Source organism: Candidatus Infernicultor aquiphilus, from assembly GCF_002784285.1.
GTDB classification, from domain to species: domain Bacteria; phylum Atribacterota; class Phoenicimicrobiia; order Phoenicimicrobiales; family Phoenicimicrobiaceae; genus Infernicultor; species Infernicultor aquiphilus.
Genome location: NZ_PFKO01000173.1, coordinates 1 through 14720 on the forward strand (window position 1 = coordinate 1; position 14720 = coordinate 14720).

Below are 14720 nucleotides of genomic sequence, written 5' to 3' on the forward strand. Positions count from 1 at the left end.
TTTTATAAGGCTTTCATCTTGCTATAAATTAGTTAAAATCATAAGCTTTAAGATCTTACTATCCTCTTGATATTTCAATATATTAATATAGGAGCGGGTTTAAATAAGCTTAAGAAGCGCGTCTTATAGATAACACACCCACTACGCCTCTTTATAATACGCACCCTGGCGGGTTTTCTTTTTTAACAATAGCTTGAGGATATTTATTATGAAAAAAACTAAAACTTATATGGATAATTTAATGAAGAATAAAGAATTTTGCGAGAAATTTGACAAGGAATACCAAAATCTTTGGATTGGGGAACAGGTTGCCAGAGCGCGACATAAAACAATATTAACGCAAGATACTCTAGTTAATCGAATAAAAAATAATAAAACACTACCTATCAAAATTTAGCAGTGTCTCAAGTTTTTTAAATATTTCCAGGACCACAGCCTCAGGTACTTTATCACAGAATTCGGCATTTCTAATTTTCCAATCAAGGATTTTCACCTGGTCTGATAAAACAACACCTGTTACCTTTGATCCAGATGGGATTATAACTTCAAAAGGATATCCTTTTATTTGATTGGTTATCGGACATAATAAGGCCAGGCCAACTTTACCATTATAAGATTTTGGCGACAGAACGATTGCCGGACGTCTTCCGGATTGTTCATAGCCGGCTTGAGGCTGCATATCTATCCAAACCACATCACCTCTATGCGGAATAAAATTGCTCGCCATCACCAGTTTTCTTTTCCAACCGGTGCCCCGGTATCAAATTCTCCGTGAAGATTGCTTTTAGTGACGCCTTCTAAAAGTTTTTCGAGCGAATATTCTTTTTCACTTATTGGCGTAATAATGATACTCTCCTTATCTATAGATAAATTAACCCATTTATTTAGCTTCAGGTTTGCATCTGATGCCAATAATTTGGGAATTCGTAATGCCAGACTGTTACCCCATTTTTTAATCTTAGTTTGCATATAGTACCTTCCTTCCAAAAATGAACTATAAAATGTATCTACAATGATTATACATCTTCCACATACAAATTTCAAGCGAAAGGTATCCCGAAGAATTAGCTTAGCTTAAATATTTCTTTCAGTTCCTGGTTGGAGAGTTCGCTGAGCCATTTTTCACCGGTAGAAACAGTTAACTCAGCCAACTCTTTTTTGGCGCTGATCATTTCATCAATTTTTTCTTCAAATGTACCGATAGTAATAAGCCGGTGTACAAATACCTCCCTGCTTTGGCCGATACGGTGAGTCCGGTCGGTTGCCTGTGCTTCTACGGCAGGGTTCCACCAAAGGTCGTAGTGGATGACGTTGGTTGCGGCGGTCAGGTTAAGGCCGGTGCCTCCTGCTTTCAGTGAGATGATCATAATGGGGGAGCAATTGCCGTTCTGGAAATCCTCAATCATCATTTCTCGTTTTTTCCGGGTGAGGCTGCCGTGAAAAAAGAGAGGAACTACCTGAAGTTCTGTCTGGATTAGTTGTACCAGTAGATTTCCCATCACTTTGTATTGGGTGAACAAGAGCACTTTTTCCCTGGCGGATATAATCTTTTTCAGTAGAGAAATGGTCATCTCTGCTTTACCCGAGTGCTCCTTGACCACAGTTCCTTTTTTGGTATAGTGAACCGGGTGGTTACAGATCTGTTTTAGAGAGGTCATTAACTTGAAAACAAGTCCCCGGCGCGCGATTCCTTCACTGTTGGAAATTTCCTGTATATTAGTATCTACAACACGCTGGTAGATAGCAGTCTGTTCTTTGCTCAGGTAACAGTATTCATTTTTTACTATCTTATCCGGTAAATCCTGTATGATGGAACGATCTGTCTTCATGCGACGCATAATAAAAGGAGCGGTGGCTTTTTGTAATAAGGCGATTTTTCTCTGGTCACGGTACTTTTCGATGGGCATAGCAAAACGACGCATAAAATTCTGCCGGGTTCCCAGGTAGTCTGGGTTTAAATAATCAAAAATACTCCAGAGCTCACTCAGGCGATTTTCTACCGGCGTTCCGCTTAAGGCGATAGTGCCCCTGGCTTTTAATGCTTTAACCGCTTTGGTCTGCTTACTATCTGCATTTTTTATATTTTGAGCTTCATCAATAATAATAAGATCCCAGTTTATTTTTTTAAATTTTTCAACTTCACGGCGCAATAGCCCATATGTGGTAATGACTAAATCGGCGTGGGCGGTAATAAGTTGACGTTCTAGTCCGTGATAGGTCAAAACTTTTAAGGATGGGGCAAATTTGTTGCATTCCTTCAGCCAGTTACCGACCAGGGTAGTCGGGCAAATTACCAGTGCAGGATGGTCCAGTTTTTTCTCTTCTTTCAGTTTTAAAATAAGGGCAATCGCCTGGATGGTTTTACCCAATCCCATATCGTCGGCCAGGCAGGAACCGAGCCCTTTGTCAGCGTTAGAGTAAAGCCACTGAAAACCTCGCTTCTGGTAGGGTCGAAGCACTGCTTTTAGGCTTTTTGGGAGTTTGACCATTTTGAACTTGGTAAGCTCATCTATCATTTTGCGGAGTTGATCATCAGAATGAAAAAAAATATTGGCGGTCTGTCCGGTTAGTGATGCTTGCATTATTTCTGCAGAAGATAGTTTAGGCAAGGGCTGGTTTAGCTTTTTAACTATTCGCGCTACTTCTTCAGGCTGAAGTAACAGATAGTGCTCTTTGAATTTTACTACCCCTGCTGCAGATTTGACCAGCTGAAGAAATTCTTTTCGCGTTAGTTTAAGATCACCCAGAGCCACTTCCCAGGAGAAGGTTAACATTTCTTCCAGGTTAAAATAAGAAATATTTTGCTTCTCGCCGGCTTTAAGCTTAGCTGCCAGAGACAGCTGAGGCGAGCTAAGTATTTTTAATTCTTTGGGCACAATCACGCGTATGCCAAGCATATTAAAGATATGTTGGCCATTTTGGATAAATCTGGCCACTTCCAGAGGGTCGATAAGGGGTGACTCCTTTCCTTTACTGCTGAGAACCGTTTTTAGAGGCGGGAAATAAGTAGAGGCTGTAGAAATTTGGTGGGCTACGGTAAAGCGCACCATTTCAATGGGATGTGAGAAAATAGTTTTTTTTGTCGTAAATACATCCGCTAAAGGGAGAAGTGGGGAGAGGGGATCTTTTTTGTTTTCTATCTCCACCTGTAACTGAAAAAGAGTTTTTTTACCCTGAGGTATTTCTATTCTAATTGCCGGGGAAATTTCATTCCCACTTAAGTTTAATATGCTTAGCCAGTTGGTAATTACCCTGGCGGTCTGCCTTTCGGTAAAGTCCTGAACCTGGTAATATTCCCCATTAAAAAAGGTGTTACAAAGCTTATTACTTTCTTTGATCCCGGAAAAGCGATGCACAATATAGGTCAGGATAAGTGATAAAAGAGAACTGGCGGCATCTCGCCCTACAAGAAGAGATTTTTCTTCTTTTCGATAAAGAAAGGTTACCGGAATGAGGCCGGCCAGAAAGTCCAGGGCTTTTTCAGTGACTTTCAGCTGGTTAAGGGGCATATAACGCACAAAAAAGTTACCTTTTTGGTCATTCCTTATCTGTGGCACAAATGCTGATTCCCTGGCCAGGGCCAGGGCTATAGTGGTCGCGATGCTGATTAATTTTACCTCAGGGGAGCTCTCTTCAGAAGAAAGTTGCAGAGGTGATATTATAAAGTAATCGATTAGAGTTGCTGCGGGCAATAGCATCCCCTTTTTTCTTTTTAGAACCAACTTTCCGCCCACGGCTTCGGGACCTGTCTGCGCCTGCCTGTGCGTGTTCGCACGCAGACAGGTGCAGACACGCACAGGCAGAACGGTAATTATTTTTGATGGGCCTTCCAAATCTTTCGGGATTTTATTGGGGAGAAAGATAAAAAAAGAAGTTTCAGATAAAGGCTGACGGACCTTAGTTCCCGGATCGAGCAGGCAAATATTTGACTTTAACCAACTGGGGAAATCTTCCAGTAGCTGTAATTGTTTGATACGGTTTGTTATATTGCGATAAGCTTTAAATAGGATTTGTTTAAAATTACCCTCGGGGTAAAACAAAGGGGATTCTTCCAGCAGGGCAAAAATGGCAGCACTATCCTTTTCTTGAGAGAGAGAACTTAAAATTGATGAAAACTCAGGTTCGACTTTATTGTCCTTTTTATTGCCTTTGGCGGGAACTTTTATTTGTGTATAAGGGATAAAAGTTTCTTCGTTTTCAGCAGCCGCGGTAGGTTCTGTAAAACCGGCGGCCTGCATTAGGGTGTTGGTTTCCACACCTCGTAGGTGAAACAAAATAAAGGGATTTTTATCCACTTCATTAGCAATAAGATAGTAGACTGCAGCGAGGTGCTTGCAGGGGTTGGCCCAGTCGGGACAGGAGCAGTTTGCGTTAAGCTCTTTCCAGGTAGTCGGTAAAAGAAAGATCTTTTCCTGAGCAAGCCGATTCAGCATCTCTTGCGGTAGTTTTCCTAAAGCCAGTTCAGAGGCTAAGGCTGGATCTTCGGCGATACAGGATTTTATTTTGGCGAATTGTTCCGGGGTAAATTTTTGCAAGTAAATGGTTACTTGATAAGGTTTTGGTTGTCTACCTTTTACTTTTGCTTTCACAACGCCGTTACAAATCTGAATCTCTTGTACTCTGCCACCGTTGGCATAACTTCTACCTCTGGGCAAGCGGTTGGTGTCGTGATCAATTCGTGCCATTGCTTCTATCCAGGCATTTCCCCACCAGGTACGCCCGAAATTTTTTCTGGTAACCATCAGTACTCCTTACAGTAATTCATTGATTTTTTCATTAAACGATTATATCATAAAGTGCCAATGTGAGAAAGTGGAGGAAGGGAAAAGATTTGACAAAATTCTAAAACAATGTTAAAATTTCTCTAAATTTCATTCGTTAAATCTTTAACGCATTAAAGAATAAAAATTATATTTAGAAAAAGACAAGGGTTAAGGGAGAGGTTATAGTAGATGAATATTCCAAAAGGATTAAATGATTTGTTGCCAGGAGAAGTTTTAAAGAGGAGACTATTAGAAAATAGGATAAGTAAGATTTTTACCCAATGGGGTTATCAAGAAATTATTACTCCTACTTTTGAATTTTATGAAATCTTAGCCAAAGGTGCAGGATCGATCATGAAAAAAGAGATGATTAAATTTTTTGATCGAGAAGGAAATATTATTGCTTTAAGACCTGAAATGACTACTCCAATCGCCAGAGTAGTTTCGAGTAAAATGCAGCAGGAATCTAAACCGATAAGAGCTTATTATATTGGTAATGTTTTTAGATACGATGATTTTAAGGTGGGAAGTCAAAGAGAATTTTGTCAAGCTGGAGTGGAATTAATCGGAGTAAATAGTAAAGAAGCAGATGCGGAGGTAATTGCTTTAACTATAGAATGTTTAAAAAATAGTGGACTGAAAAATTTTTTTATAGATATAGGACAAGTTAATTTTTTTAATGGTATTATGGAATCTATAAAAATTACTGCAGGTAAAAAACGGGAGATTAAAGAAGCTATTTTAAATAAAGATTTTGTATTACTGGATAAGATCTTATCTTCAGAAAATATCCAGAACAAGGAAAAAGAATTTATTTTAAAGCTACCCACCTTGAGAGGGAAAGAGGAAGTATTAGAACTGGCTGAGAAGATGGTAAACCATAAATTATCTTTAGCTGCTTTGGAAGAAATCAAAGAAGTTTTCCACCTTTTAAGAGATTATAACTTAGAAAAATATGTGCTAATCGATTTAGGGATTATCCGTGATTTTGATTATTATACGGGGATTATATTTGAGGGTTATACAGAATATTTGGGATTTCCGATTTGTGGAGGAGGAAGATATGATCATCTCTATTTAAAATTTGGAGAAAACCTACCTTCCACCGGTTTTGCTATTGGTTTAGAGAGATTAATGATAACTTTAGAAAAAGAAAATATCAATTCCTTAAAGATAGGAAAACCCGACCAATATGTAGTGTATTATCAAAATAATCAAGCTAATTTTAAAAAAGCTCTGTTAGTCGCCCAAAAAATAAGAAAAAAAGGAGGCATAGTAGAAGTAGAGGTAAGTGGACGAGGATGGGAGGAGTTACTTAAATATGCTCGAAGTAAAGGGATAAAATATATCCTAAGAATAGATAATTCCCCATCCAAAGAAGTAAAAAAAATTGAAACGATCTCCGAGAGAGAGGAAATTATAACTTATGAGTAAAGGAAATAATATTAATTATTTAGTAATTGCTTTATCCAATGGAAAATTATTTAATCCTTCTCTTAAATTATTTAAAAAATTAGGAATAGATTTAAAAAGTGGGGAAGAGAAAAACAGAAAATTGACCTTTTTTAATCCCGAAAAAGAGATTGAGTTTATTATTACCAGACCTAAAGATAATCCTACTTATGTCGAATACGGAGCAGCAGATATAGGAATAGTAGGTGAAGATGTCTTATTAGAAGAGAATAAAGATGTTTATAAGCTTTTAGATTTAAAATTTGGAAAATGTAAAATGGTATTAGCTGCTCCTGCAGAGATAAAACAAGAAAAATATGATCAAAACCATGGATATCGTTTGAAAGTAGCTACCAAATACCCCGTGATTGCCGGAAATTATTTTAAAGAAAAAGGGATCTATGTAGAATTGATTAAACTCTATGGTTCGGTAGAATTAGCCCCTCAGGTAGGTTTAGCCGATGTAATTGTGGATATAGTTTCTACGGGTCGTACTTTAAAAGATAATAAATTAGTAATAAGGGAAGAGATAATGCCTCTTAGCGCCCAATTTATTGTTAATCGGATTAGTTATAAAACTAAACATCAAAGAATTAATGAATTTTTAAAAAAGATTGAGCAGATTATAGCTTTAGAATCAGCTGAATTAGAAGAAGATTAAGGATAGAGTAGAGAATAAATAAAAATAACTAAGAAATATGGATAGGAATGGTATAGTAAAGGATATTTAGAATATCAAGAGGAGGGTAGGTTGGATATAAATTGATCAAGATCATTTTTCTAAATAAAAAAAATAAAGTGGAGATAGAGGAGATTTATAAAAACAGATTTTATCGAGGTAATTCTATAGATGACTTAGAAAAAAAGGTTAGGGAAATTATTTTAAGAGTGAAAAAAGAGGGAGATCAGGCTCTGCTTGAATTTACCAAAGAGTTTGATAAGGTAGAATTAAGTCCAGCGGAAATATTAATCAGTCCAGAGGAATGGAAGGAAGCTAAACAAGAAACTAAAGAAGATTTACTGAAAATAATTAAAGAAGCTATCCATAGAATTACTAATTATCATTTACTGCAGAAAGAAAATTCCTGGTTTACTACCAGCGAAAGAGGTATTATTTTAGGGCAGGTAGTAAATCCAATCGAGAGAGTGGGTTTGTATATTCCGGGAGGGAGCGCGGTTTATCCCTCTTCTCTGATTATGGCAGCGGTACCGGCTATAATTGCCGGGGTTAAAGAAATAGTGATGGTAAGTCCTCCTTCTCCTAAGGGGAAGATGAATCCCTATTTATTATCCACCGCTAAAGAATTAGGAATCTCAGAAATTTATAAACTAGGTGGAGTTCAAGCGATAGCTGCTTTAGCTTATGGCACGGAAACCGTAAAGAAAGTAGATAAAATTGTAGGGCCAGGGAATATCTATGTAACTTTAGCCAAAAAGAATGTCTTTGGAGAAGTAGATATAGATATGTTAGCTGGACCTAGTGAAGTGCTTATCTGGGCTGATGATCAAGCTAATCCTCAATATTTAGCTGGTGATTTACTTGCTCAAGCTGAGCACGATGTAGAAGCCTCGGCTATTTTGATAACCACTTCTGCTTCACTAGTAGAAAAAGTAAAAGAAGAGATTGGGCGTGAGTTGAAGAATTTAAATAGAAGGGAAATTATTCAGGAGTCCTTAAAGAAAAAAGGGAAGTTGATTATTGCTGAAGATGAAGAAATGATTTTAGAATTTATCAATTACTTTGCCCCTGAGCATTTAGAGTTACAGATAGAGAATCCCTGGCAGATATTAGGGGAGATAAGAAATGCCGGGGCAATATTTATAGGGGCTTATTCTCCAGAACCTTTGGGAGATTATTGGGCTGGGCCTAATCATATTCTCCCTACCTCCGGCGGAGCAAGATGTTTTTCGCCCTTGTCGGTAGCAGACTTTACCAAAAAGAGTAGCATAATTTTTTATGATAAAGAAAGATTGGGGCAAGCCAGTGAAAAAATAGCGAGTTTGGCCAGATTAGAAGGGTTGGAGGCACATGCCCGTTCGATAGAGATAAGAAATTCATAACGAAGGATTAAATTGAATATTATTGTAGTGGGTTGTAGGGGCACGATGCATCGTGCCCGCAGGTGCCAGAGAATAAAGAAAAATAGATTCCCGTTTCCACGGGAATGACAGATGGGACGATAGAGACGGGTCGAATAAATTAAGAAAGAGTTGATTAATTAGTGTTAATTTCGGAAAAATTAAATCCAGGTTATTTATTTCAGGAAAAAATTGTTTTAAATAAAAGGATTTTAGATAGACTTGCTCAAGTAGATACCATTGTCTTTGATATCGATGGTGTCTTAATTGATGTGCGGGAGTCTTTTAGAAGAGCTATATGTCGAACAGTTCAATTTTATTTTAAAGAGATATTACACTTTCAGGGTTCCCAAAATTTAATTGGCCCGGAAGAAATTGAATATTTTAAGATGACCGGGGGCTTTAATGATGATTGGGATTTAACTTCTGCCGTGGTTTTATTTTACCTAATTAAGGCAAAGGAAGATAACTCAAAGGATATAGATGAACTTAAAATGAGAGAACCAGATATAAAAACTTTTATCACTAAGAGGTTATCTCACGGAGGAGGTTTAACTAAAGTAATAGATTCAATCGAGAAAGATGGGCACGCAAAAGAATGGATATTGAGTCTGTGGGATAAAGATTTGATTACTAAAATATTTCAGGAAATTTATGCGGGAGAAGAATATTGTTTTAATATTTACGGATTTTATCCCTCGTTAATTAAGACAGAAGGCTTAATAAAACAAGAAAGAATAATTATAGATAAAAAGAAAAAAGACTTTTTATTACAATATTTCTCTATCGGCATCTTAACCGGTAGAAACAGGGGGGAGGCCAGGATAGCCTTAGAAAGATTAGGTTGGGATGATATTATATCAGAGGAAAAGATAATCACTGCTGATGATGGCCTAGAAAAACCCCATCCTCAGGGATTAAAAAGGTTATCTGCCAGTTTAAAAACTAAACTGGGGATCTATGTAGGTGATATTTGGGATGATTTGATTACCGCAAAAAATTTTAATAAAGAGATAATAAAAACAAACTTTTTGTCGGCAATAGTTTTAGCAGAAGGATTTAATTTACAAAACGAGACCGTAAAGTTTTATTTAAATGAAGGAGTAGATTTACTAGCCCAAGATGTTAATTGTATCTTGGACCGGTTAGAAAGAGTTAAAAATAGCAAAAAATAGTCGAAAGGCGGGTGGATAACTTTGGAAGAAAGAAAAGGTGAATATAAAAGAAAGACTTTGGAAACCGAAATAGAAGTGAAGATAAGTTTAGATGGTAAAGGGGTAAGTAATTTACAGACAGAAATTTATTTTTTAAATCATATGCTTGCTTTATTTGCCCGACACGGTTTTTTTGATCTGGAGGTAAAAGCCCAAGGAGATCTTCAAGTAGATTATCATCATACCGTAGAGGATATAGGAATCTGCCTGGGTGAGGCTATTAAGAATGCCTTACAAGATAAGAAAGGGATAAAAAGATATGGATTTACCATCTTACCCATGGATGAATCATTAGTTCAAGTTGCTTTAGATTTAAGCGGGAGAGGACAATTATTCTATCAAGTTCAGTTTGAACAAGAAAAAGTAGGGGTTTTTGAAGTTAATCTGGTAGAAGAATTTTTTAAAGCTTTAGCTTATCATGGGGGGATCACCTTACACCTTAATTTACTTGAGGGAAAAAATGCTCATCATATTATAGAAGCTCTCTTTAAAGCTTTTGGTCGGGCTTTAGATATGGCAAGTAGTATGGATAACCGGATAGATGGTATTCCTTCTACCAAAGGAATGATTGATTGATAAATTCGGGAGGGAAAAGATGATTGTAATAGTGGATTACGGCATGGGAAATTTAAAGAGTGTACAGAATGCTTTTGTAAAAGTGGGGTATGAGGCGATAATTACTGAAGATCTAAATCAGATTAAAAAAGCGAGTGCTGTAGTACTTCCGGGAGTAGGGGCTTTTAGGGATGCCATTAATACATTAAAAAAAAAGAAGATAGATAAAGAATTAATTGAAGCAGTAAAGATAAACAAACCTTTTTTGGGTATTTGTCTGGGTATGCAGTTATTGCTTACCTTTAGCGAGGAAGGCGGTCTTTATCAAGGATTAAATTTAATACCAGGTAAAGCAAAAAGATTTCATCATTCTGTCAAATGTCCCCAGATGGGATGGAATACCATAAAATACGTGAATCATCCTTCTCATGACCTGAATCCTATTTTTAAAGAGGTACCGGATGAATCTTATTTTTATTTCGTTCATTCTTATTATTGTGTGATAAATGATGAACAGATCATATCCTCGGTAACGGACTACGGTCTGGTTTATTCATCTTCTATTTGGAAAAATAACCTTTTTGGGGTTCAATTTCATCCGGAGAAAAGCAGTACATTAGGATTAAAAATATTAAAAAATTTTGGAGAATTAAGTTAGATGTTAATTATTCCAGCTATAGATATCCAGGAAGGTAAATGTGTTCGCCTTAGAGAAGGGCGATTTAAAGAGATGGAAATATTTTCTGATGACCCTGTAGAAGTTGCGGCAAAGTGGGCTAGCAGAAAGGCAAAAATGCTTCATGTAGTAGATTTGGATGGGGCTCGTTATGGCAGATTAACTAATATCTCTCTTATTGAAAAGATTGTCCGTAAAGTTGATATTCCGGTTCAAGTAGGCGGAGGAATCAGAAGTTACGAAGAAGTAAAAAGGTTAATAAATTTCGGAGTCAATCGAATCGTTTTAGGCACTATTTTATGGAAAAATAAGGTTCTAGCCCAAAGATTGTTTGATGAATTTCCAGAAAAAATAGTTGCCGGCATAGATGCTAGATATGACTATGTGGCGATAGAAGGCTGGCAGAATACTACACCGATAAAGGCTTTTGATTTTGCCAGAGAGATGGAACAATTAGGAGCAAGACGGATAATTTACACGGATATCCAGAGAGATGGAACTCTTCAAGGACCAAATATTACAAATATAGAAGAATTATTAAAAAAGATTAATATTCCCCTTATTGCCTCCGGAGGTATAGCTTCCTTAATGGATATTAAAAAATTAAAGAAATTTGAAAATATTGGTTTGGAAGGAATGATTATTGGTAAGGCTCTATATAAAGGAAGTATTTTACTAGAAGAGGCAATCAAAATAACCCAAGGGAAAATAAAGGATGAAAAGAGGAATTGAAAGTGCTTACCAAGAGAATTATTCCATGTCTGGATATAAACAAAGGTCGAGTGGTAAAAGGAATAAAGTTTATTAATTTAATAGATGCCGGAGATCCGGTTGAATTAGCTTCGTTTTATGAAAAGGAAGAGGCAGATGAACTGGTTTTTTTGGATATTACTGCTTCCTGGGAAAAGAGGAATATAATCATAGAACTGGTGAAAAAGACGGCAGAGAAAGTTTTTATTCCCTTTACTGTTGGTGGGGGAATAAAGAATTTAGAAGATATCTTTCATATGTTGAGAGCGGGAGCAGATAAGGTATCCATTAATACAATGGCTGTTTTAAATCCTCGATTAATTCAGGAAGCTTCTTTAAAATTTGGTAGTTCAACGATTGTAGTAGCCATTGATGCCGTGAGGCGATTTTCTGAATGGGAAGTGATGATTAACGGTGGGAGAACCAGGACCAATTTAAAAGTAACAGATTGGGCAAAAAAAGTAGAAAAATTGGGTGCAGGGGAGATATTACTTACCAGTATGGATAAAGACGGAACCAAAGAAGGATATGATATTCAATTAACCAGAACAGTTTCGGAGAATGTCAATATTCCTATTATTGCCTCCGGCGGTGCCGGAGAACCAAAAGATTTATTCGAGGTATTGGTTGCAGGAAAAGCAGATGCTGCATTGGCTGCTTCCATATTTCATAAAAAAGAATATTCTATCTCTAAGGTTAAAGCATATTTAAAGCAAAGAGGAGTGAAAGTAAATCTAAGGAGGGAGAAAAGTGATGATCGAGAAAAATGAAATTTTAAATCAGATAAAATTTAATCCAGAAGGACTAATTCCGGTAATTATTCAAGATGAAAAAACCAGACAAGTTTTAATGTTAGCTTATATGAATAGAGAATCTTTAGAAAAGACTTTAATTGAAGGGAAAACTTGTTTTTACAGCAGGAGTAGAAAAAAATTATGGTTTAAAGGAGAGCATTCCGGAAACACCCAGACTATCAAAAAGTATCTATTAGATTGTGATAGTGATACTTTATTAATTTTAGTTGAGCAAAAAGGAGTGGCCTGCCATACCGGAAACTATTCCTGTTTTTTTAAGGAGATAGAATTTGTACCCTCTTCCTTTTTAGAAAAAAAATCACTAAAAAGTTTAAGAAATTCCGAAGAAAAAGGTAAAGACAGTAAAATAGAAATAGAGAGTGAAATTATTAATGAACTTTATCAGATAATTCAAGATAGAAAGTTAAATTATAAAAGTGATTCTTATGTCTGTAAATTATTAGCTCGTAGTAGTGATTTATTACCTAAGAAGATCGGTGAAGAAGCAGCAGAAGTGATTATCGCTCTTAAAGATAAAGAAAGAAAATCGATCATCTGTGAAGTTGCCGATTTATGGTTTCATACTTTGGTAGCCTTAGGAAGTTTTGATATTACTCCTTTGGATATCTTTAAAGAATTGAGAAAGAGAAGAAAATAGTAGAAGTAAAATAATTTAAAAAGTAGAATTAAAAATGAGGTGATAAAGATGGAAAGTTATCCCCGTTGGAGAGATGAGTTTATTGACCAATTATTTAAAGCCATCTTACTTTTAAAAAACGAAAAAGAATGTTACAGTTTTTTTGAGGATTTGGCAACGGTTAATGAAATTAAAGAGTTTAGTTTAAGATTTGAAATGGCTCGGATGTTAAACACTGGTTCTACCTACGAAGAGATTTTTAATAAAACTGGGGCAAGTTCTGCTACGATTAGTAGAGTAAAAAGATATTTAAATTATGGTGCTGATGGTTATAAATTGATTCTGGAAAGATTGTTTGGAAAGAAAAAATAAATTGATTATCTTTTTCTGGGGGAAAAGTCTTTTTTTCCTTTTTTAGTGAATAAAAAATAGATCGGAAAAATTTTAAAATTAATTCTAGCTAAATAGTACTTGACAAAATGAAATTATCTGTTAAATTTATGATATAATTTTTTATTTAGTGAAAATAGAAAATATAGTTAGGGTATTGAATAAAAGTTATTTTTTCTTAATTGGGAAGAATAGGATTTTTTATAAGAACTTAAAAATTTTAATCAGTCCCAGGTAGTAATCTATAAATTATATTCATTACTACTGGAATTTTTTTATATGGTTTTAATTAGATAGGAGTTAATAAAAAATTAAAGGATAAAATCATTATTTCAGTAATATAAAAAGTAATATTATAAAACATAAGGAGGATTTAGATAGAGAATGTATAAAAAATTATTTATTCCAGGACCTACTCATGTAACTGAAGATGTTTTGCAAAAGATGGCTACTCCGATGATTGGACATCGAGGTAAAGAAGCCTCTAATTTGCAAAGAAGTATCAGTGATAAATTAAGAAAATTAATGTCCACTAAAAATGAAATTTTGCTCTCCACCTCTTCGGGAAGTGGCTTAATGGAAGGATCTATCCGTTCCTGTACTCAGAAGAAAGCAGCTGTCTTTTCTTGTGGCAACTTTGGTAATCGATGGTATGATATGGCTAGAGATAACAATGTCCCTGCTGATAAGTTTGAAGTGGAATGGGGATTACCTAATACTGCTGAATCAGTAGATCAAGTTTTAGCCAGCGGTAAATATGACCTGATTACTATAACCCACAATGAGACTTCCAGCGGAATAATGAATCCAGTTGAAGAGATTGCTGAGGTGATGAAAAAATATCCCAAAGTAATATTCTGCGTAGATGCGGTTAGCTCTTTAGGTGGAACTAAGATAGAAGTGGATAAGTTAGGCATCGATATCTGCCTAACTTCCAGTCAGAAGTGTTTAGGCCTCCCCCCAGGACTTTCTCTCTGCTCTATATCGGAAAAGGCCTTAGAAGCAGCCAGGAAAGTTAAATTTAGAGGAACTTACTTCGATCTCTTACAGCTATATGAGTATATTCAAAAGAAAGATTATCAATATCCCTCTACCCCTTCTCTATCCCATATGTTTGCCCTTGATTATCAATTAGATAAGATATTCGAAGAGGGTTTAGAAAAACGCTTTGCCCGCCATATAGAGATGGCTAATTTTGTAAGAGCTTGGGCTAAAGATAAATTTGCTCTCTTCGCTCAGGAAGAATTTGCCTCCAATACCGTAACCTGTGTAAAGAATATCAGAGAGATTAACATAGGTGACCTGAATAAAGCCTTAGGCGAAAGAGGTTTTATGATTTCTAATGGATATGGAAAGCTGAAAGAGAAGACCTTCAGGATAGCCCATATGGGGGAACTTACTCTCAGCGAT

15 protein-coding genes are annotated in these 14720 nt (G+C 36.0%); 12 read left to right on the plus strand and 3 right to left on the minus strand.

Annotation, left to right across the window (positions count from 1 at the left end; genetic code table 11):
- Nucleotides 1-208: 208 nt before the first annotated feature.
- On the plus strand, nt 209-397 hold the full coding sequence (locus COZ07_RS04750; RefSeq protein ID WP_406607438.1) for a hypothetical protein: 189 nt from the start codon (nt 209-211) through the stop codon (nt 395-397).
- Here the strand turns inward: COZ07_RS04750 and mazF are convergent.
- The 3 genes from mazF to COZ07_RS04765 all read right to left on the minus strand — a co-directional run bounded on the left by mazF (nt 380) and on the right by COZ07_RS04765 (nt 4742).
- Nucleotides 380-727 (minus strand): endoribonuclease MazF, encoded by a 348-nt coding sequence (gene mazF, locus COZ07_RS04755; RefSeq protein WP_406607451.1) that lies wholly within the window; start codon nt 725-727, stop codon nt 380-382. The genes COZ07_RS04750 and mazF overlap by 18 nt on opposite strands.
- Nucleotides 727-969: an AbrB/MazE/SpoVT family DNA-binding domain-containing protein gene (locus COZ07_RS04760; protein ID WP_406607439.1), complete on the minus strand. Its 243-nt coding sequence runs from the start codon at nt 967-969 to the stop codon at nt 727-729. The genes mazF and COZ07_RS04760 overlap by 1 nt, the downstream gene beginning before the upstream one ends.
- 95 nt (nt 970-1064) lie before the next feature.
- Entirely contained in the window at nt 1065-4742 is a 3678-nt protein-coding gene (locus tag COZ07_RS04765; protein ID WP_406607440.1) for a DEAD/DEAH box helicase, read from the minus strand.
- Between the two features lie 210 nt (nt 4743-4952).
- On the opposite strand from COZ07_RS04765, the gene hisZ reads away from it, so the two are divergent.
- The 11 genes from hisZ to COZ07_RS04820 form a co-directional block, all read left to right on the plus strand.
- Nucleotides 4953-6197 (plus strand): ATP phosphoribosyltransferase regulatory subunit, encoded by a 1245-nt coding sequence (gene hisZ / locus COZ07_RS04770; RefSeq protein ID WP_406607441.1) that lies wholly within the window; start codon nt 4953-4955, stop codon nt 6195-6197.
- A complete protein-coding gene (hisG, locus tag COZ07_RS04775; protein ID WP_406607442.1) occupies nt 6190-6876 on the plus strand; it encodes an ATP phosphoribosyltransferase in 687 nt (228 codons plus the stop codon). Before hisZ ends, hisG begins: the two co-directional genes overlap by 8 nt.
- A gap of 101 nt (nt 6877-6977) precedes the next feature.
- The gene (gene hisD / locus COZ07_RS04780) at nt 6978-8276 is read left to right on the plus strand and encodes a histidinol dehydrogenase (RefSeq protein WP_406607443.1); all 1299 of its coding nucleotides are present in this window, start codon (nt 6978-6980) and stop codon (nt 8274-8276) included.
- 161 nt (nt 8277-8437) lie between these two features.
- Nucleotides 8438-9469 (plus strand): HAD family hydrolase, encoded by a 1032-nt coding sequence (locus COZ07_RS04785; protein ID WP_406607444.1) that lies wholly within the window; start codon nt 8438-8440, stop codon nt 9467-9469.
- 21 nt (nt 9470-9490) lie between these two features.
- Entirely contained in the window at nt 9491-10084 is a 594-nt protein-coding gene (hisB, locus tag COZ07_RS04790; protein ID WP_406607445.1) for an imidazoleglycerol-phosphate dehydratase, read from the plus strand.
- Nucleotides 10085-10103: 19 nt separating this feature from the next.
- On the plus strand, nt 10104-10721 hold the full coding sequence (gene hisH, locus COZ07_RS04795; RefSeq protein ID WP_406607446.1) for an imidazole glycerol phosphate synthase subunit HisH: 618 nt from the start codon (nt 10104-10106) through the stop codon (nt 10719-10721).
- A complete protein-coding gene (hisA, locus tag COZ07_RS04800) occupies nt 10722-11471 on the plus strand; it encodes a 1-(5-phosphoribosyl)-5-[(5-phosphoribosylamino)methylideneamino]imidazole-4-carboxamide isomerase (RefSeq protein WP_406607447.1) in 750 nt (249 codons plus the stop codon).
- A 2-nt stretch (nt 11472-11473) separates the two neighbouring features.
- Nucleotides 11474-12259, plus strand: coding sequence for an imidazole glycerol phosphate synthase subunit HisF (hisF, locus tag COZ07_RS04805; RefSeq protein WP_406607448.1), 786 nt, complete (start codon nt 11474-11476; stop codon nt 12257-12259).
- Nucleotides 12243-12941, plus strand: coding sequence for a bifunctional phosphoribosyl-AMP cyclohydrolase/phosphoribosyl-ATP diphosphatase HisIE (hisIE, locus tag COZ07_RS04810; protein WP_406607452.1), 699 nt, complete (start codon nt 12243-12245; stop codon nt 12939-12941). The genes hisF and hisIE overlap by 17 nt, the downstream gene beginning before the upstream one ends.
- Before the next feature lie 48 nt (nt 12942-12989).
- Nucleotides 12990-13292, plus strand: coding sequence for a YerC/YecD family TrpR-related protein (locus tag COZ07_RS04815; RefSeq protein ID WP_406607449.1), 303 nt, complete (start codon nt 12990-12992; stop codon nt 13290-13292).
- A gap of 402 nt (nt 13293-13694) precedes the next feature.
- Nucleotides 13695-14720 (plus strand): alanine--glyoxylate aminotransferase family protein (locus tag COZ07_RS04820; protein ID WP_406607450.1); only part of this gene is annotated, 1026 nt, incomplete at its 3' end.